The sequence below is a fragment of the Janthinobacterium sp. GW456P genome (assembly GCF_002127655.1).
In the GTDB taxonomy this organism is placed as follows: domain Bacteria; phylum Pseudomonadota; class Gammaproteobacteria; order Burkholderiales; family Burkholderiaceae_D; genus Janthinobacterium.
Genome location: NZ_NEHB01000034.1, coordinates 1 through 17,397, shown reverse-complemented (window position 1 = coordinate 17,397; position 17,397 = coordinate 1). Strand labels below are relative to the sequence as shown.

20 protein-coding genes are annotated in these 17,397 nt (G+C 62.1%); 13 read left to right on the top strand and 7 right to left on the bottom strand.

The window, feature by feature from the left end:
• Positions 1 to 201 precede the first annotated feature (201 nt).
• Positions 202 to 1,980: a CHASE domain-containing protein gene (locus tag CBW66_RS24095; RefSeq protein WP_230492019.1), complete on the top strand. Its 1,779-nt coding sequence runs from the start codon at positions 202 to 204 to the stop codon at positions 1,978 to 1,980.
• 61 nt (positions 1,981 to 2,041) lie between these two features.
• Complete coding sequence (locus CBW66_RS24090) at positions 2,042 to 2,881, top strand: hypothetical protein (protein WP_329957605.1); 840 nt, start codon at positions 2,042 to 2,044, stop codon at positions 2,879 to 2,881.
• Between the two features lie 87 nt (positions 2,882 to 2,968).
• Here the strand turns inward: CBW66_RS24090 and CBW66_RS24085 are convergent, their stop codons facing one another.
• The 4 genes from CBW66_RS24085 to CBW66_RS24070 all read right to left on the bottom strand — a co-directional run bounded on the left by CBW66_RS24085 (position 2,969) and on the right by CBW66_RS24070 (position 5,183).
• Positions 2,969 to 3,208, bottom strand: a complete 240-nt coding sequence (locus CBW66_RS24085) for a hypothetical protein (protein ID WP_029496207.1) — start codon at positions 3,206 to 3,208, stop codon at positions 2,969 to 2,971.
• 242 nt (positions 3,209 to 3,450) lie between these two features.
• Positions 3,451 to 3,720 (bottom strand): hypothetical protein, encoded by a 270-nt coding sequence (locus CBW66_RS24080; protein WP_086139612.1) that lies wholly within the window; start codon positions 3,718 to 3,720, stop codon positions 3,451 to 3,453.
• A gap of 201 nt (positions 3,721 to 3,921) precedes the next feature.
• Complete coding sequence (locus CBW66_RS24075; RefSeq protein ID WP_086139611.1) at positions 3,922 to 4,182, bottom strand: hypothetical protein; 261 nt, start codon at positions 4,180 to 4,182, stop codon at positions 3,922 to 3,924.
• 83 nt (positions 4,183 to 4,265) lie between these two features.
• Positions 4,266 to 5,183 (bottom strand): SDR family oxidoreductase, encoded by a 918-nt coding sequence (locus CBW66_RS24070; RefSeq protein WP_086139610.1) that lies wholly within the window; start codon positions 5,181 to 5,183, stop codon positions 4,266 to 4,268.
• A gap of 12 nt (positions 5,184 to 5,195) precedes the next feature.
• On the opposite strand from CBW66_RS24070, the gene CBW66_RS24065 reads away from it, so the two are divergent.
• The 5 genes from CBW66_RS24065 to CBW66_RS24045 all read left to right on the top strand — a co-directional run bounded on the left by CBW66_RS24065 (position 5,196) and on the right by CBW66_RS24045 (position 10,080).
• The gene (locus tag CBW66_RS24065; protein ID WP_086139609.1) at positions 5,196 to 6,221 is read left to right on the top strand and encodes a CDP-6-deoxy-delta-3,4-glucoseen reductase; all 1,026 of its coding nucleotides are present in this window, start codon (positions 5,196 to 5,198) and stop codon (positions 6,219 to 6,221) included.
• Positions 6,222 to 6,299: 78 nt separating this feature from the next.
• Complete coding sequence (locus tag CBW66_RS24060) at positions 6,300 to 7,571, top strand: MFS transporter (RefSeq protein ID WP_086139608.1); 1,272 nt, start codon at positions 6,300 to 6,302, stop codon at positions 7,569 to 7,571.
• Between the two features lie 38 nt (positions 7,572 to 7,609).
• Entirely contained in the window at positions 7,610 to 8,275 is a 666-nt protein-coding gene (locus tag CBW66_RS24055) for a DUF1345 domain-containing protein (RefSeq protein ID WP_086139607.1), read from the top strand.
• Between the two features lie 201 nt (positions 8,276 to 8,476).
• On the top strand, positions 8,477 to 8,854 hold the full coding sequence (locus CBW66_RS24050) for an HPF/RaiA family ribosome-associated protein (protein WP_086139606.1): 378 nt from the start codon (positions 8,477 to 8,479) through the stop codon (positions 8,852 to 8,854).
• Positions 8,855 to 9,114: 260 nt separating this feature from the next.
• Entirely contained in the window at positions 9,115 to 10,080 is a 966-nt protein-coding gene (locus tag CBW66_RS24045; protein WP_086139605.1) for a GGDEF domain-containing protein, read from the top strand.
• Between the two features lie 30 nt (positions 10,081 to 10,110).
• Here CBW66_RS24045 and CBW66_RS24040 read toward each other — a convergent pair whose 3' ends face one another.
• Positions 10,111 to 10,725, bottom strand: coding sequence for a DUF5610 domain-containing protein (locus tag CBW66_RS24040; RefSeq protein WP_230492020.1), 615 nt, complete (start codon positions 10,723 to 10,725; stop codon positions 10,111 to 10,113).
• A 143-nt stretch (positions 10,726 to 10,868) separates the two neighbouring features.
• Here CBW66_RS24040 and sbcB point away from each other — a divergent pair, with 143 nt between their 5' ends.
• Positions 10,869 to 12,317 (top strand): exodeoxyribonuclease I, encoded by a 1,449-nt coding sequence (gene sbcB / locus CBW66_RS24035; protein WP_086139603.1) that lies wholly within the window; start codon positions 10,869 to 10,871, stop codon positions 12,315 to 12,317.
• A 144-nt stretch (positions 12,318 to 12,461) separates the two neighbouring features.
• Here sbcB and pyrF read toward each other — a convergent pair whose 3' ends face one another.
• A complete protein-coding gene (pyrF, locus tag CBW66_RS24030; protein ID WP_086139602.1) occupies positions 12,462 to 13,286 on the bottom strand; it encodes an orotidine-5'-phosphate decarboxylase in 825 nt (274 codons plus the stop codon).
• Between the two features lie 155 nt (positions 13,287 to 13,441).
• On the opposite strand from pyrF, the gene CBW66_RS24025 reads away from it, so the two are divergent.
• The 5 genes from CBW66_RS24025 to CBW66_RS24005 all read left to right on the top strand — a co-directional run bounded on the left by CBW66_RS24025 (position 13,442) and on the right by CBW66_RS24005 (position 17,205).
• Positions 13,442 to 14,056: a LemA family protein gene (locus tag CBW66_RS24025; protein ID WP_086139601.1), complete on the top strand. Its 615-nt coding sequence runs from the start codon at positions 13,442 to 13,444 to the stop codon at positions 14,054 to 14,056.
• Between the two features lies 1 nt (position 14,057).
• Positions 14,058 to 14,891 carry a YgcG family protein gene (locus CBW66_RS29110; RefSeq protein ID WP_086139600.1) on the top strand — a complete coding sequence of 278 codons (834 nt, stop codon included), beginning with the start codon at positions 14,058 to 14,060 and terminating at the stop codon, positions 14,889 to 14,891.
• Positions 14,891 to 15,412, top strand: coding sequence for a TPM domain-containing protein (locus CBW66_RS24015; RefSeq protein ID WP_086139599.1), 522 nt, complete (start codon positions 14,891 to 14,893; stop codon positions 15,410 to 15,412). The genes CBW66_RS29110 and CBW66_RS24015 overlap by 1 nt, the downstream gene beginning before the upstream one ends.
• Positions 15,413 to 15,484: 72 nt before the next feature.
• A complete protein-coding gene (locus CBW66_RS24010; RefSeq protein WP_086139598.1) occupies positions 15,485 to 16,249 on the top strand; it encodes an SDR family NAD(P)-dependent oxidoreductase in 765 nt (254 codons plus the stop codon).
• 542 nt (positions 16,250 to 16,791) lie between these two features.
• A complete protein-coding gene (locus CBW66_RS24005) occupies positions 16,792 to 17,205 on the top strand; it encodes a VanZ family protein (protein WP_230492021.1) in 414 nt (137 codons plus the stop codon).
• On the opposite strand, the gene CBW66_RS29105 is transcribed toward CBW66_RS24005, so the two are convergent.
• Positions 17,206 to 17,397 (bottom strand): hypothetical protein (locus CBW66_RS29105; protein ID WP_172402995.1); only part of this gene is annotated, 192 nt, incomplete at its 5' end. It abuts the gene before it with no gap.

Here is a 17,397-nt window from a genome sequence, read left to right as displayed (position 1 = left end):
TGACTATATTCACGATAATTTTGTATATTAGGCAGCTATTGAGCAATTTGCAATTTCGATAGTGCTTGTACAACTCAGTCTAGCCACCGCCACCGAGGCGGCACCCGATTCCTCTACCTGATGTGGATGGCGATGTCTTCTACTGCTGGCGAACACTCCTTATCCGCTGAAAAAAGACCGCTCTGGCTGCTCGGCTTTGTGATGTCGATGATGGTAGGCCTGCTGTTCTACATGGCCGCCGCACTGTCGGTCGAGAACGATGCCAGCGACCTGTTCGACAATCTGGCGCGCAATACCCAGAAAAACATCGAATCGCGCGTCAAGTCGTATGCCAACCTGCTGCGCGGCACGGCCAGCCTGTTCCACGCCAACGAGCACGTGAGCCGCGAGCAATTCCACCGCTACGTGGAAAACATCGCCTTGCAGCAGAACTATCCGGGCGTGATGAACCTCAATTACAGCCAGGAACTTGACGAGTCGCAGCGCAGCGCCTTCGAAGCGGCCATGCAGCGCGACTATCCGCCCGGGCGCGACGGCTATCCGGCGTTCGCCATCCATCCGCCCGCCCCGCGCGCCCAGTATTCCGTGCTGGTGTACCTCGAGCCGATTGCCAGCGCCCCGGAAAAGTATGGTTATGACATCGCCGAGCGCCCCCTGATCGCCGAAGCGCTGGCGCAGTCGCGCGATTCCGGCCAGATCAGCAATTCCGGCGTGCCCGTGCCGATGGAAGACCGGCCGGAGCTGACGGGTATGGCCATGCGCCTGCCCGTGTACCGCTTCGGCATGCCGGTCGATACGGTGGAACAAAGGCGCGCCGCCTACCAGGGTTCCGTCGGCATCGGCTACGACCTGGTGACGATGATGCGCAGCGCGCTGGCCGACATGCCGGTACGTAACGTGCGCCTGACCCTGTTCGATATCGGCCCGCAGGCGCGCGAAGCACTGGACTTGCCGCACGACATGCGTCCCATCTTCGACAGCACGACGGCGGGCATGCATGCGCCATGGTGGCTGCCCGGCAACTCGGGCCGCTATCTGAGCAGCACGATGCTGATCGAACACAATGGCCGCGTCTGGCAAGCGCTGTTCAGCGTGCGCAAGAGCGACCTGTATACGCGCTTCGACGCCTTCTTGCCATGGCTGGCGCTGCTGATCGGCTTTGCCAGCACCATGCTGCTGTACATGCTGTTCCACACGCTGGCCTCGTCGCGCCGGCGCGCCATCCAGATGGCGACGGGCATGACGGAGGAATTGCGCGCCAGCCAGATCCGCCTGCAGCTGTCGCATCAGAAACTGCGCCGCCTGGCGGCCCATGCCGACCAGATCAAGGAGGAAGAGCGCAAGCGCATCGCGCGCGAAATCCACGACGACCTGGGCCAGAACCTGCTGGTGCTGCGCATCGACGCCGACATGCTGGCGTCGCGCACGCAGCGCCGCCACCCGCGCCTGAACGCCCGTGCCCGCTCGACCTTGGAGCAGATCGACGCCACCATCAAGAGCGTGCGGCAGATCATCAACGACTTGCGCCCTACCGTGCTGGACCTGGGCGTGAATGCGGCCGTCGAATGGCAGGTGGCGCAATTTCGCCAGCGCACGGGCATCGCCTGCGAAGTGAGCGAAAGCCATGACGATATTTATTTGAGCGACCAGTGCGCCACGGCCCTGTTCCGCATCCTGCAAGAGTCGCTCAGCAATATTTCCCAGCATGCCAATGCCAGCCGCGTGCAAGTCAAGCTGGAAAAGTGCAGCGACACGGTGTCGATGAGCATCAGCGACAACGGCGTGGGCGCGGCCATCGACGGGCGCAACAAGCTGGGCTCGTTTGGCCTGGTGGGCATCGAGGAACGCATCAAGTTGCTGGGCGGCACTTTCTACATCGAAAGCAGTCCCGGCGCCGGCATGAGCGTACACGTCAGCGTACCGCTGGGCGCGGACGCCACCGCGTTTCCCTACCAGGAAGAAAGCCGGGCCAGCAGCTGATCGGCGCCCGCCCGCATGAAGCAAGCTCAGCTTGCATATTTCGTAATTAGATGCAATATTGATGTTGAACAACTCAGCGCCCGCCCGCCATGGGTCAGGCATTCCCGACTACTTGCCAGGAGTACACACCCGACGCCTTCCCTTGTTTCACCGTATTTCCCACAACGCTCTTTACAAAAGGACATTCATGGATACGAACGACAGTTTCAAGGCAATTGCCGATTTGAATTTGGACGCGATCAAGGTCAAGCTGATGCACCGGGAGTCAGGCGAAGGATGGAGCCTGGAAAAGGCAAATGCGGTGGAATTCGAATACCGCCGCTTCCTGATCCTGATGAAACAGTTTCCGGAAGAAGAAACAGCGCCACTGATGGATGTCGATACCTTCTGGCACTACCACATCCTCGACACCCTGAAATATGCGGCCGACTGCGAGCAGGTGTTCGGGTACTTCCTGCATCACTTTCCGTACATCGGCTTGCGCGGCGAAGACGACGAAGCGGCGCACCATCGCGTGGGCGAGCGCATGAAGCAGTTGTATGAGCAAACGTTCGGGGAAGATTACATCCGCGCAGAAACGGCGTATTCGGGGCGCGCCGTACAGGCGGCATATTCGGGACGGGCGGTACAGGCAGCGTATTCGGGACGCGCGGTACAAACAGCATTTTCCAGTGCCGCGGTACAGGCCACCGCTTACTCGGGCCGGGCCGTGCAGACGGCGTTTTCCAGTGCGGCCGTGCAGGCGACGGCGTATTCGGGCCGCGCGACGGGCGCTGCCAGCACCGCATTTTCCAGCGCGCCTGCCTCTCTGGCTGCAGCGGCGGTCCAATCGTCTTCGGCTGGCCTGGAAATGGGGCGCTTCTATGTCGATCGTCCGGTACTGAACCGCGACCCGCAATAGAACGGCGGAAAACAGATGTGGCTGCCGCACGCGGCAAGCCTGACTTACCCAGACGGCACCTCTCAGTTTGCCGTCCGTCAGGCGCTCTTAGGCAGCCATCAACTCGCGCAGTTCACGAATGCTGAAATCGCTGATTTCATGCATGCGGATGAGGATGGTGGCGCCGATCGGCAAGGTGTTGTGACGAATCTTGCTGATAACAGGTGGCGCCACTTCCAGAGCTCGCGACAAGGCGGCATCGTTTTTCAGTTGCAGCTTGTCGATGATCGCATCAAGGACGCGATTCGGGTTGTAGGTAGGCAAAGAGGTAATTTGTTTGAGAGACATGATCAAAAATCCGTACTTGTTGTATTAGAGCAAAAAGAAACCGAATGCCTCTTTCGCTATAATTCAGGGTAAACACACTAAAAAGCGCCATCACTTATGCGGCATTTACGCCACAAACAATATAATACACGCTATTGTTGATTTTTGCGTAACTTAAAGCAAAATTGTGATAATTGAAGAGAATTGACGCACTTGGAATGTGCTAGAGGATAACCCAAATCGGAAAAATTTGCTGCAAGTCATCAATTTTTACGATGAGCAACACCGCTGCGCATGAGCCAGGCTATGGCCATGAGGGCGCCCAGGCGGGCCATTTCAGCGGATAAATGCCAGCCTTGCGCGGCCACACCGGCCGGGGTGGCCGAAAGACAGTTGCATGAACAATCGTCGATGCGGCACCAGGCAAGTTGCCGGCGAATTTCATCGGGTGGTGGTGGTGGCTGCAGCGCATGTTCGCGCCGGCGCATATAGGCGCGCACCTGTTCCTTGCTGGGGTGACTCGTAGCTCGCATGCCTCGCTCCTGCTGACGGGAAACAGCGTCACGCTAGTTGTAGATGCAGAGCCCGTCACAAGAGCCCGGACGCGTGACGACATCGCTCACCATATCGCCAGCGCGCCATGACGCGTTTGCGCTGCATCAAATGGCACGCCCCGGTGTTGCGCCGGAGCCCGTACTGCCATGACCCAGCGGCCGGACGACCAATGGCACGTCTTATTTCTTTTGCTGGCGCACGCGCTGCTGCTGTTTTTCCTGCGTTTGCTGGCGGTTTTGCTTGCGCTCGAACAGAGTGACCGCATCTTTCTTGGCTTGCTCGACGGTACGCATTTCTTCATGCGCATCGTGCGGGACGAAAAATTCGGCGTCCTGCGCCGCCACGACCAGCTTGATGGCGGCGTCGTCGTCGAGGTCGTACAATTCCGTCAGGACGGTGGTGACCTCGTCCAGGTATGCTTCGTAAGTGAGAGTGCTCATGCTGTCTTCCTTAAGTGAGTGGCGCAACACGGGAACGGCGCGCTGCGCGCCGGCCCAGCAAAGTGCGCAGATAACCGGCCATTTTACCCGATGCCGGCACCATCGGCGGACAGCGGCCGCAAGGCATCGGCCACGCGCGCGTAGCGCAGGCGCACGCCCAGCTCGCGCTTGATGCGCGTATTGTGCAGGCGGCGCGATTCGGACATGAACGACAGCAGCATCGGCGTGACCGCTTGCCGCAGCTCGGCACGGGGCAGGCGCGGCGGGCGCGGCAGCCCAAACGTATCGGCCACGGCATCGAAATAGTCGGCCATTTTGAGTTCGCTGTCATCGCTGGCGTGATACACGCGTCCCGGCTTGCCATGCCACAAGGCCCGTTCGATGATGCGCGCCAGGTCATCGGCATGGATATGGTTGGTGTACACGTCGTCATCCGCGGCCAGGGCCGGCGTGCCTTCGCGCAAGCGTTTCAAAGGCAGGCGATCGTCGGCATAAATGCCGGGCACGCGCAGGATGGCCACCCTGGCGCCGCGGCGCGCGCCCCAGCCGCGCAGAACCTGTTCAGCATCCACCCGCCGCTTCGCCCGCGCATTGGCGGGCGCCACCGGCCGCGTTTCATCGACCCAGGCGCCGCCGCAATCGCCATACACGCCGCTGGTACTCACATACACCATGCGGGCATGCTCGGGTAAAATGGCGGCCAGATTGCGCGTGCGCCGGTCCAGCAAACCCGACGACAGGGGCGGCGCCAGGTGCACGATCATCGTCGCCAGTCCCGCCAGCCGTTTCAGGCTGGCGCGGTCGTCGAGGTTGGCCACGATGGGCACGGCGCCGGCTTCCCGCAACTGCGCGCAGCGCGCCGGCTGGCTGGTGACGGCAAAGACGCGAAAGCGCGCGCGCAGCAGGGGCAGCAACCGCATGCCGACGTCGCCGCAACCGAGGATCAGCAGGCGCGGCAAGCCTGAGGGCTTGCGCAAAGAGTGCTTAAACATATTTTTCATCTCAAGGATTGTATGACTTTTCAAATTACTGTTCAGCCCAGCGGCCACCAGTTCAGCTGCGAAGCGGACGAAACCGTGCTGGCGGCGGCGATCCGCGCCGGCGTGGGCTTGCCGTATGGCTGTAAAAATGGCGCCTGCGGCTCCTGCAAGGGCAAAGTGGTTTCCGGCACCGTCCAGCACAAGGCGCACCAGCAGCGCGCCCTGACGCCGGAAGAGGAAGCGGCCGGCTTTTCCCTGTTCTGCTGCGCCACGACAAGCGCCGACCTCGTCATCGAAGCGCGCGAAGTGGCGGGGAGCAGCGACTACCCGATCAAGAAAATGCCGTCGCGCGTGACCACGATTGAAAAAGTCGCGCCAGACGTCGTCGTGCTGACCCTGCAGTTGCCGGCCAGCGAGCGCCTCAACTACCGCGCCGGACAGTATATCGAAATCATGCTGCGTGACAACAAGCGCCGCAGCTACAGCATGGCCAGCGCCCCCGCCGACGGCGGCCCCGTGAGCCTGCACATCCGCCACCTGCCGGGCGGCCTCTTCACCGACCAGGTGTTCGGTACGATGAAGGAGCGCGACATCCTGCGCTTCGAAGGCCCGATGGGCACCTTCTTCCTGCGCGACGATTCCGACAAGCCCGTCGTGCTGCTGGCCTCGGGCACGGGCTTTGCCCCGCTGAAAGCCATCGTCGAGCACATGATCAACGAGCAATCCCCGCGCCCGATCACGCTGTACTGGGGCGGCCGCCGTCCGCACGATCTGTACATGGATGCACTGTGCCGCCAGTGGGCCGCCGACTTGCCGCAGTTCACCTATGTGCCCGTCGTCTCGGACGCTTTGCCGGAAGACGAATGGCGCGGCCGCACGGGCTTCGTGCACCAGGCCGTCATGGCCGACTTGCCCGACCTGTCCGCGTATCAGGTGTATGCCTGCGGCGCGCCCATCGTCGTCGAATCGGCCAACCGCGATTTCGTGCAATTGTGCCAGTTGCCAGCCGACGAGTTCTACGCCGACGCTTTCACCACGGAAGCCGACCTGGCCAAGTAAGCATCCAGACAGCGGGGTGCTGCTGGCGCGGCATCCGCTGCCATCACCCGCCCCACCCCGCTGTTTCCTGGAAATGTCATGTCTCTCGCTTCCGCCGGCAACGGCTTCAGTATTCTGCGTCACCGCAACTTCGCCTGTTACTTGTCCGCCCGTGTGCTGGGCACGGTCGCCGTGCAGATGCAAAGCGTGGCCATCGGCTGGCAGGTGTACCAGATCACGGGCAGCCTGTTCGACCTGGGCCTGATCGGCCTGGCGCAGTTCGCCCCCTTCCTCGTCTTGATTTTGCCGGCCGGCCACGTGGCCGACCGCTACAACCGCCGCAACATCATCGCCTGGTGCCTGACGGCGCAGCTCGCCTGCGCGCTGGCCCTGCTGGCGTTTACGTTAAGCAATATTTCCGTCGTCTGGCCCGTGTTCGCCGTGCTGGTGCTGTTCGGCAGCGCGCGCGCCTTCATGATGCCGGCCACGCAAGCCGTGCTCGTCAACATGGTGCCCACGCAACACTTCAGCCGCGCCCTCGCGCTCAGCTCGTCCAGTTCCCACGTGGCCATCATCCTGGGACCGACCTTGGGCGGCCTGCTGTATTACTTCGGCCCCAAGGTCGTGTATTTGATCTCGTCGGCCTTGCTGGTGCTGTCCGTGCTGCTGATGCGCGCCACCACGCCGGCGCCGCAAGTGGTCAAGCGCGAACCCGTCAGCTGGCATACCCTGCTCGAAGGCTTGCGCTTCGTCTGGTCGAAACCCATCGTGCTGGGCGCCATTTCGCTCGACCTGTTCGCCGTGCTGTTCGGCGGCGCCACGGCCCTGCTGCCGGCGCTCGCGCACGACGTGCTGCATATCGGCCCCAGCGGACTGGGCCTGCTGCGCACGGCGCCGGGCGCCGGCGCCGCCCTATGCTCGATCGCGCTGGCCCTCTTTCCCATCACGCGCCGGGTGGGCGCCTGGATGTTCGGCGGCGTGGCCGTCTTCGGCCTGGGCACCCTGGTGCTGGGCAGCACCAGCCATTTCCCGCTGGCCCTGGCGGCGCTGTTCCTGATGGGCGCCGGCGACATGGTCAGCGTCTACATCCGCCACCTGCTGGTGCAGTTCGAGACGCCCGACGAGATCCGCGGCCGGGTCAGCGCCGTCAACGCCGTCTTCATCGGCGCCTCGAACGAGCTGGGCGAATTCGAATCGGGCTTGACGGCCGGCTGGTTCGGCCTGGTACGCGCCGTGCTCTTCGGTGGCGCCGCCACCCTGGCCGTGACAGGCGTGTGGGCCGTGCTGTTCCCCGTGCTGTCGCGCATGGACCGCTTCCCCCACCACGAAAAGGAAACGGCTGCCAGGACGCCCACCGCGACCGCAAACTAAAGGCTAAGATGCGCTATTGCCACTGACGAACTTGCACCATGAAAATCACGCTTCCCTTGCACGGCTTCATCCGCAGCCGTCCCCACCTGAGCATGGCCACGGCCATCGGCGTGGCGGTCGGCCTGCTGTTGCCCTCTTCCTGGCAACAGATGACGCGGCTGCTGACGGCGTGGAATGTCGCCGTCTGGTTCTACCTGGCGACGATGGCCTGGATGATGATGCGCGCCAACCATCACAAGGTCAAGGTGATGGCGGCGCGCCAGGATGAGCGGGCTACCACGGTCCTGTCGGCCCTGTCCGTCGCCTCCGTGATGAGCCTGGTGGCCATCGTCTCGCAGCTGTCCTCGATGAAAGACATGGCGCCCGACGAGCGCGCGCTGCATTACGGCCTGACGATCCTGACACTGGTCGGTTCCTGGTTCCTCGTCGGCACCCTGTTCTGCTTCCACTATGCCCACCTGTATTACCAGGCCGACCCCGCGCTGCGCCCGCTGAAATTTCCCGACGACGAGCAGAATCCCGATTACTGGGATTTCCTGTATTTCGCCTTCACCATCGCCGTGGCCGTACAAACCTCGGACGTTTCCGTACAGACGCGGCTGATGCGGCAGATCGTGCTGGGACAATCCGTGCTGAGCTTTTTCTTCAACCTGGTTGTGCTGGGGCTGTCGATCAATATCGCAGCCGGCCTCATCAATGGATAAAGCCGACGTCGGCTTAAAAAAATTCTGCGAGGAAACTTGACCTGGGTATAGGGTTAAGCTCATCTTAATCGTGCGCACCCTCTTGAAATACTGGAAAGAGGAGTAAGATAAGTTCCATGCACAGAGGTCATGTGCATGAGGCAGCAACCAGGCCGCAGCACGCCTGAGATGGGTTTTTTTTGAATTGACAGGAGTAAGCATATGCAAATCAATATTCATACCGACAGCACCATCGCCAACACCGCTGGACTGAACGAACATGTGCAATCCGTACTTGAAAGCGCACTGAGCCGCTTCCGCGACAACCTGACCCGCATCGAAGTCCACCTCAGCGATACGAATGGCCCGAAAGGCGGCGCCGACGATATCCGCTGCGTCATGGAAGCACGCGTTGCTGGCTATCAACCGATTGCCGTGACCGAACAGAACGCCACCGTACATCAATCCGTTGCCGGCGCCACCGACAAACTGAAACGCGCCATCGATAGCGCGCTGGGCCGCCTGCAAGACAGCAAGCGCCATGCCACCGGCAAGAATGCCGTGATCGATACGGCCGAAGCGGAAGAAACCGCCGAGTAACTCCCCACCTGCAGGATTTCCAGAGACTGAGGCAGCCGTTCAAGGCTGCCTTTGCACATCTGGAGCCACCTTTCTGCGCGACAACATCCATAGTAGACAGCAAGCATTTCAACTTATTAACACAGCAATGAAATAATTGTCGTATTTCCCACAGAAAGTGACACCAAGCAAGGCTTTGCCGTTACAGCCAAGGCCGCTTTACGCTATCATGAAGCTACCGGCCCCCTGCTCGCGCGCGCCGGCTTTTTGAAAGTGTGATTGTGGAACAGATCGGCAACTTCGGCACTTCAGGCTGCAACATCGGCGATTTACAGCTATTTCGCGATGGGGCGGGTAGCCAGACGGCCGCCATGCTGGCGCCCTGCCCCGTCATGCGCCTCGAAGCGGGCGAAGCCATTGCCGACACGCAGGGCACCAGCCTGTACATCGTCCTGCGCGGTTCGCTGGCCGTGGCCGCCGACATCCACACGGGCATGGATGACGGCACCGTCAGCAAGGTCTTGCCCGGCGAAAGCGTGGGCGAACAATCGGTGCTCGACGAAGCGAGCAACCTGGCCGCCATTTCCGCCCTGGAAGAAACCGACTTGCTGGTGATCGACGCGGCCATCGTCTGGGAATTGATCGAACAATCGAACGGCCTGGCGCGCAACCTGCTGCGGCTGCTGTCCTTCCGCATCCGCGCCGCCAACGCCCTGCTGCGCCGGCGGCAGAAACTGGGCGAGTTCTACCGCCAGATGTCGATGGTCGACAGCCTGACGGGCTTGTACAACCGCGCCTGGCTCACCGATTTATTGCCGACCATGATAGTCACGGCCCACGCCAGCGGCTCGCCGATGTCGCTGGTGATGATAGACCTCGACCATTTCAAGCGTTTCAACGACACGCACGGCCACCAGGCGGGCGACCAGGCGCTGCGCATCGCCGCGCAAGTGCTGGGCGCGGCCCTGCGGCCCACGGATTTTGCCGTGCGCTATGGTGGCGAGGAACTGATGGTGATCTTGCCCGATACCAGCGAACACGTGGCCTTGCGGGTCGCCGAACGCTTGTGCGAACGCATGCAGCAAGCCGTCATCTTCGCCGACATGCGCAGCGCGCTGCCGCACATCACGGGGTCCTTCGGCGTGGCCAGCCTGGCGGCGGAACAGGACGACGAAGCGCTGATCGCCACTGCGGACGCGGCGCTCTATCGCGCCAAGGCCGGCGGGCGCAACCGCGTAAGCACCTGATCTTCTCAGGCGCTGCCGGCACAATAATGATCAGGCAGCCTTGCCGTCGGCCGGCTTGGCCGCATCATCCTTCTTGCTGCTGTGCGCGGCGATGAAATCCGCATAGCCCTTCTGCACCAGCTCATACGTCTTGTCGATATTGCCGGCGATATCGCCGTTCAGCACTTTCAAGCCGCCCAGGATGTCGCGCGCTTCCTTGAAGCCTTTTTCCATGCCGCCGCTGATGGTGTCCATGAACTTGGTCAGGGCCGTATCGTCATCCATGTCAGGATTCTGTTTCTTGAACGCGTCGAAAAAACCCGTCGACAGCGAGACGATGCGGCTCGCCGTCGCTTCGGCGCTATTGTCCTGCGACGCCGCGTTCTGGATCGCATCGTCGCCGTACTGGCCCTTCAGCGCTTCATTGATGTTGGTAATGGCCGTCTTGTACAGCAGCGCCAGCGGTTCGTTCTCGGAACCGATGGACACGTTCAGCGACGCCTGCATGATGGAAGCATTCAATTGTAGCTTGCTGCGGTCATTCACGCTCATTTCAGTGTTGACGCCATCCTTTTGCTGGACTTTATCGTCCTTGCCGGCAACGCCCGTACTGACGGAAGTCACGGAAGGGGTGGAATTGCCGCTTGCGGCGATGGGAATTGACACGATAGACCTCCTTGAACGGACAATGTATGCCACCATGCGGGAAACGCGATGATGACCATCCTCTCGTGTAGTATCGGCAGGTTTTCAGAAAACTGAAGCGGCCCGGACAATTAAGATAACAATTAAGCAAGCAACGACCATCAATGACTAACCAGACCTTTCTTTGGCACGACTACGAAACCTTTGGCGCCCAGCCGCGCCGCGACCGCCCGGCCCAATTCGCCGCCATCCGCACGGACGCCGAACTCAACGAGATCGGCGAACCGATCATGCTGTATTGCCAGCCTGCAAATGATTTCCTGCCCGATCCGCAAGCGTGCCTGATCACGGGCATCACGCCGCAGCAATGTCTGCAGCTGGGCGTGCCAGAACACCAGTTCGCCGCCACCATCGAAGCGGCCTTTTCGGAACCGGGCACCATCGGCGTCGGCTACAACACCATCCGTTTCGACGATGAAGTCACGCGTTTCCTGTTCTGGCGCAATCTGATCGACCCGTACGCGCGCGAATGGAAAAACCATTGCGGCCGCTGGGACATCCTCGACGTGGTGCGCATGACGCACGCGCTGCGCCCGGAAGGCATTCAATGGCCGAAGCGCGACGATGGCCAGACCAGTTTCAGACTGGAACACCTGAGCAAGGCCAATGGCCTGATCCACGAAGCGGCGCACGATGCGCTGTCCGACGTGCGCGCCACCATCGCCCTGGCGCGCCTGATCAAGCAGAAACAGCCGAAACTGTTCGAATTCTGCCTGGCCCTGCACAAGAAAGACAAGGTCGCCAGCGAAATGGGCATGCACCTGGCCGCCAGTGAGCGCCAGCCCTTCCTGCACGTGTCGGGCATGTTCCCGGCCGAACGGGGCTGCCTGGGCGTCGTCTGGCCGCTGGCCACGCACCCGAGCAATAAAAATGAAATCCTCGTCTGGGATTGCGCCTACGATCCGCGCGAACTGTTCGAACTGGACGCCGACACCATCCGCACGCGGCTGTTCACGCGCAAGGAAGCCATGCCCGAAGGCATGACGCGCCTGCCCGTGAAAAGCGTACATTTGAACAAGTCGCCCATGCTGGTCGGCAATTTAAAGACCTTGTCGCCGGCCATGGCGGCGCAATGGGGCATCGACGTGGACGCGGCGAAGGTCAACGCACAGCTGGCCGCGACGGCGCCGAACATGGATGCGCTGTGGGCCGAAGTCTTCCAGCGCCCGGGCGCGAATGTCGCCCTGGACGTGGACGAGGATTTGTACAACGGTTTCGTCAGCAACGACGACCGCCGCCTGCTCGAATCGCTGCGCCGCGACACGCCGGCCAAGCTGGCCACGGCCCGCCCCTCGTTTGCCGACGAACGCCTGCAGGAATTGCTGTTCCGCTACCGTGCCCGCAATTTCCCGCAAACCCTGAGCGAAGCGGAAAGCCTGCGCTGGGAACAGCACCGTGCCGCCCGACTATTCGACGGCGACGGCGGCGCCCGCACCATCGAGATGCTGTTTACGGAAATCGACGTGCTGTCGGAATCCGTCGATGAGCGTGGGGAAGAGATTCTGGGCGAGCTGTACGATTACGCGGAGATGGTCGCGCCCATGCGCGATTAGTTGCACCTAACCAAACCTACTGCGCGTCGGTATAGGTGGCCTGCGATGCTCACCGTACTTCAGTACGGTTGCGCTTCTCGGCCACCTCTCCCTTCCGCTCGCTACGGTTTTGTCAGGCGCTGTATGGCTGACTGAATACCGGTCTTAAACCGAACGATGCGCATTGATCGCATCGCGCGTTTCAATGGCCACGCGGCGCGCCGCGTCGGCCCAGTCTTCGCCGTCCTGCGGCGCGGCGTAGATGATGGCGCGCGAGGAGCTGATCATCATGCCCATGCCGTGCGCCGTCTGGCCCGCGCCGACGGTGGCGGCGATATCGCCGCCCTGGGCGCCGATGCCGGGCACCAGCAGCGGCATGTCGCCGACGATGGCGCGCACTTGCGCCAGTTCTTCAGGGAAAGTAGCGCCGACGACGAGCGCGCACTGGCCATTCTTGTTCCATTTCTCGGCCACCAGGCGCGCCACGCGCTGGTACAGCGGTTCGCCGTCCGTATTCAGGAATTGCAGGTCCGAGCCGCCCGGGTTGGAGGTGCGGCACAGGATGATCACGCCGCGGTCTTTCCACGCCAGGTAGGGGTCGAGCGAATCCTCGCCCATGTAGGGGTTCACGGTAACGGCGTCGGCGCCGTAGCGTTCGAACGCTTCGCGCGCGTATTGCGTGGCTGTCGCGCCGATGTCGCCCCGTTTTGCATCGAGAATCAGCGGGATGTGCGGGTAATTTTCGCGCATGTAGCGGCAGATGTCTTCCAGCTGCTTTTCCGCGCCCAACGCGGCAAAATAGGCGATCTGCGGCTTGAAGGCACAGGCCAGGTCGGCCGTGGCGTCGATGATGCGCGTGCAAAAGGTGGTGATTCCATCAGGCAAGTCGCGCAGTTCGGCCGGCAGTTTCGCCAGGTCGGGGTCCAGGCCCACGCACAGCAGGGAATTATTGGCCGTCCACGCGGCGGATAATTTATCGATGAAATTCACGGCACACCTTCTCTATTCAGTTGCAAACCCCGTATTGTAACGCGGCGCGGACCTGTCAAGGCAGCCTGAGGCGGCGGCCGGCGCTTATTAAACCGACATCGCGGGCCGTTTCAGGTATATTTGCCCCACCTCCTTTACTCTGCACGGAACCCATCATGCAAATCACCAATCAAATCACCAAATGGCTGCGCCTGGCACTGAGCGTGACCGTCCTGGCCGGCATCCTGACGGGCTGCGGCTACAACGACTTCCAGAGCAAGGACGAAGCCACCAAGGCCGCCTGGGGCGAAGTGGTCAACCAGTACCAGCGCCGCGCCGATCTGATCCCCAACCTGGTCAATACCGTCAAGGGCTATGCCACGCACGAGCGCGAAACCCTGGAAGCGGTGACCAAGGCGCGCGCCGCCGCCACCAGTTTCCAGATCACGCCCGAAGTGCTGAACGACCCGGCCGCGTTCGAAAAATTCCAGCAAGTGCAGGGCCAGCTGTCGTCGGCCCTGTCGCGCCTGATGGTGGTGTCCGAGAAATATCCTGACTTGAAAGCCGACACCAGCTTCCGCGATCTGCAGTCGCAGCTGGAAGGCACGGAAAACCGCATCACCGTGGCGCGCCAGCGTTACATTGCCGCCGTACAAGATTACAACGTGCATGCGCGCAGCTTCCCGAACAACCTGACGGCGATGATCTTCGGCTACAAGGTCAAACCGTCGTTCACGGTGGAAAACGAAAAAGCCATTTCGACCGCGCCGACCGTCAACTTCGGCAAATAAGATGAAAGCCTGGTCATATCTGGCGGCGCTGGCGACGGCGCTGCTGCTGTGGACAGCCTTGCCCGCCAGCGCGCAGGGCTTGCAGCCCGTGCCGCCGCTGGCGGCGCGCGTGACGGACAATGCCGGCATGCTCGATGACAAGCAAAAAGCGGCGCTGGAAGGCGTGCTGGCCGACTACGAAGCCAAGACGGGCAGCCAGATCGCCGTGCTGCTGGTCAAGAGCACGGAACCGGAAGCCATCGAGCAATACAGCATCCGCGTGACGGATGCCTGGAAGCTGGGCCGCAAGGGCGTCGATGACGGCGTGCTGCTGATGGTGGCAAAGGACAACCCCTCGTCCTTGCGCCGCCTGCGCATCGAGGCGGGCCGTGGCGTGCAGGGCGTGCTGACGGATGCGCAATCGAAACGCATCCTGCAAGACGTGATCGCGCCCCATTTCAAGCAAAACGACTATTACGGCGGCCTGGTGGCAGGCATAGGCGCCATCGCTACCTTGCTGAACCAGGAGCAATTTCCCGCCCCGGCGCAAAAACAGGCGCCGGCCACCGTGGAAGCGGGCGGCCTGACCTTCTGGCTGCCGCTGCTGTTCTTCGGCTTTCTTGTGCTTGTGACCGTGTTCCGCTCGCGCGGCGGGCCGAGCCGGCTGCAGCGCGGCAGCAACTGGTCCAGCGGCGCCACGGGCGTCGTGCTGGGCAGCATTTTGAACCAGGCGCTGAACAACCGCGGTGGCGGCGGCTTCGGCGGCGGCGGCGGGTTTGGAGGTGGCGGTGGCGGCGGTGGTTTCGGTGGCGGCGGCGGCGGTTTTGACGGCGGCGGCGCCTCGGGAGATTGGTAATGACAAAACAACTGACATTCGGACAACGCTGCGGACGGGCCCTGAAACATTTGCGGGGCACGCCGGCGACGGCGCGCCAGGCCTTTCCCGAACGCACCTTGAAAGCCATCGAAACGGCGATTGCCGACGGCGAAGCCATGCACCAGGCGGAAGTGCGCCTGATCGTCGAGGCGGCCTTGACACCGGGCATGGCTTACCAGGGCGTGAGCAACCGCGAGCGGGCGCGCGAACTGTTCGCCCAGTATGGCGTGTGGGATACGGAAGACAACGTTGGCGTGCTGATCTATATCAACCTGGCCGAACACCAGGTCGATATCGTGGCCGACCGCAACGTGGGCCGGCGCGTGACGCCGGAGCAATGGCAAGCCGTGTGCCGCACCATGACCAAAGGGTTCAAGGATGGCAATTTCCACGACAGCACCCTGGCAGCACTGGCGCAGCTCAATACCCTGCTGCAAAGCCATTTCCCCGCCAATGGCACGCGCGGCAACCAGTTGCCGAACGAACCCATTCTCCTCTGACGGCGTTCAGGGATTAAAATCCGCCATGGCCCCGCAGCTTGGCGGCGCGCCCCCACCCGCCAAGGAGCACACATGAAACTGATCGATAAAACCGCCATCGTCACGGGCGCCACGCAAGGCATCGGCCTGGCCTGCGCCACCCGCCTGATCGCCGAAGGAGCGCAGGTGATGCTGGTCGACATCAAGGAAGAAGGCGCGCAGGCGGCCGCCGCCCTGGGCCCGCAGGCGCGCTTCTTTTGCGCCGACGTCAGCCAGAAGGCGGACGTCGATGCCATGCTGAAGGAAACCTTGGCCCAATTCGGGCACATCGATATCCTCGTCAACAACGCGGGCGTCACGCACGCGGCCGATTTCCTCGACGTCTGCGAAGACGATTTCGACCGCGTCATGCGCATCAACCTGAAATCGATGTTCCTGTGCGGCCAGGCCGTGGCGCGCGAGATGGTCAAGCGCAACAGCGGCTGCATCATCAACATGTCCAGCGTGAATGCGGAGCTGGCGATCCCGAACCAGGTGCCGTATGTGGTGTCGAAAGGCGCCATCAACCAGTTGACCAAGGTCATGGCCTTGAACCTGGCGCCGCACGGCGTGCGCGTGAACGGCATCGGGCCCGGCACCATCCTGACGGAACTGGCCAAGCAGGCGGTGCTGTCGAGCCCGCAGGCGCGCCACACGATTTTGTCGCGCACGCCGCTGGGCCGCTGCGGCGAACCGGAAGAAGTGGCCGGCATCGCCGCCTTCCTGGCCAGCGACGACGCCACCTACATGACGGGCCAGACCATCTATGTCGATGGCGGACGCATGGCGCTCAACTACACGGTGGCTGTGAAAGAGTGACGCAAGCGAGTTATATCAAAAAAGAATAATGCATATCTAAAAAGATCATTAGACACATATCGTGCGACGCAGCATAATGCACCTGTCTCCACTATTCTCCTCCAAGAAAATAGTTTTAAGCCCGCTTTCACCAGCGGGCTTTTTTTTTGCTATTGCTGCTGCAACATGGCCATTCTTGCCATTTCTCACAATCTACCCCTTCATTCTGTCCGCCGTAAAAAAAATGTTGCGGCGTGTCATCAGCCCGTCATTTTCGGCTCCTATACTTGCTTCATCTGCTGTACAGGCAACCGATATGCCTGACTACAGACAGGTGTGCCGCGATGGCACACCACTCCCCTTTCATGACCGTGGCGGGCGCCGGCAAGGCGCGCGACAGGGTAAGTAGCGAGCAACTCTCAACTCTTGACCCTTTCATTTGGGTTTTTGGCCCGCGCCCCCGCGGGCCTTTTTTTGCCCGCACGGCAAACTCTTGCGCAAAAACACGGCACCACGTCGCCGCCATGATATGGTTGCTGCCTTTTCATCCATATTCACGCATCATGCCCGCACCCCTGCTGCAACTCGGTTTTGCCGACCGCTACGAACGCCTGCGCTACCGCACGGCCCTGCTGTTGTATGTGCTGGTGATTTTGATCGGCGACATCCCCGGCGTGCGCGCCGACGTGGGCCAATATGCGTCGGGCGGCGTGCTGCACTCCTTCGGCTATGGCGTGCTGGCCTTGATCTTGTTCAGCGGCACGGCCGGCGGCATGGCCCGCCGGGCGCTGCTGTCGGTGCTGATGGTGGCGGCCATGGGCGCGCTGGACGAATTCATCCAGAGTTTCCTGCCTTACCGCCATGGCGCCGTCAGCGACTGGGTGGTCGATATCACGGCCGCCACGGCCGTGGTACTGCCGCTGTCTTTCCTCTGGCCCGGCATGGCCGCCGCCGCGCTGAAGAAGGCGCGCGGCTGATCAGGGCGCCGCGCCGTCGCCGGCGCTCAGCGCCAGGGGCAACTGGCCTTGCCCGGCCGCGGCCCGGCCGGCGATGCGGCGCAAGGCCGCGTGCATCTCGCGCCGGCTGTGCGCTCCCGCCGCGCGGGCCCGGCCGGCGATGCGGCGCAAGGCCGCGTGCATCTCGCGCCGGCTGTGCGCTCCCGCCGCGCG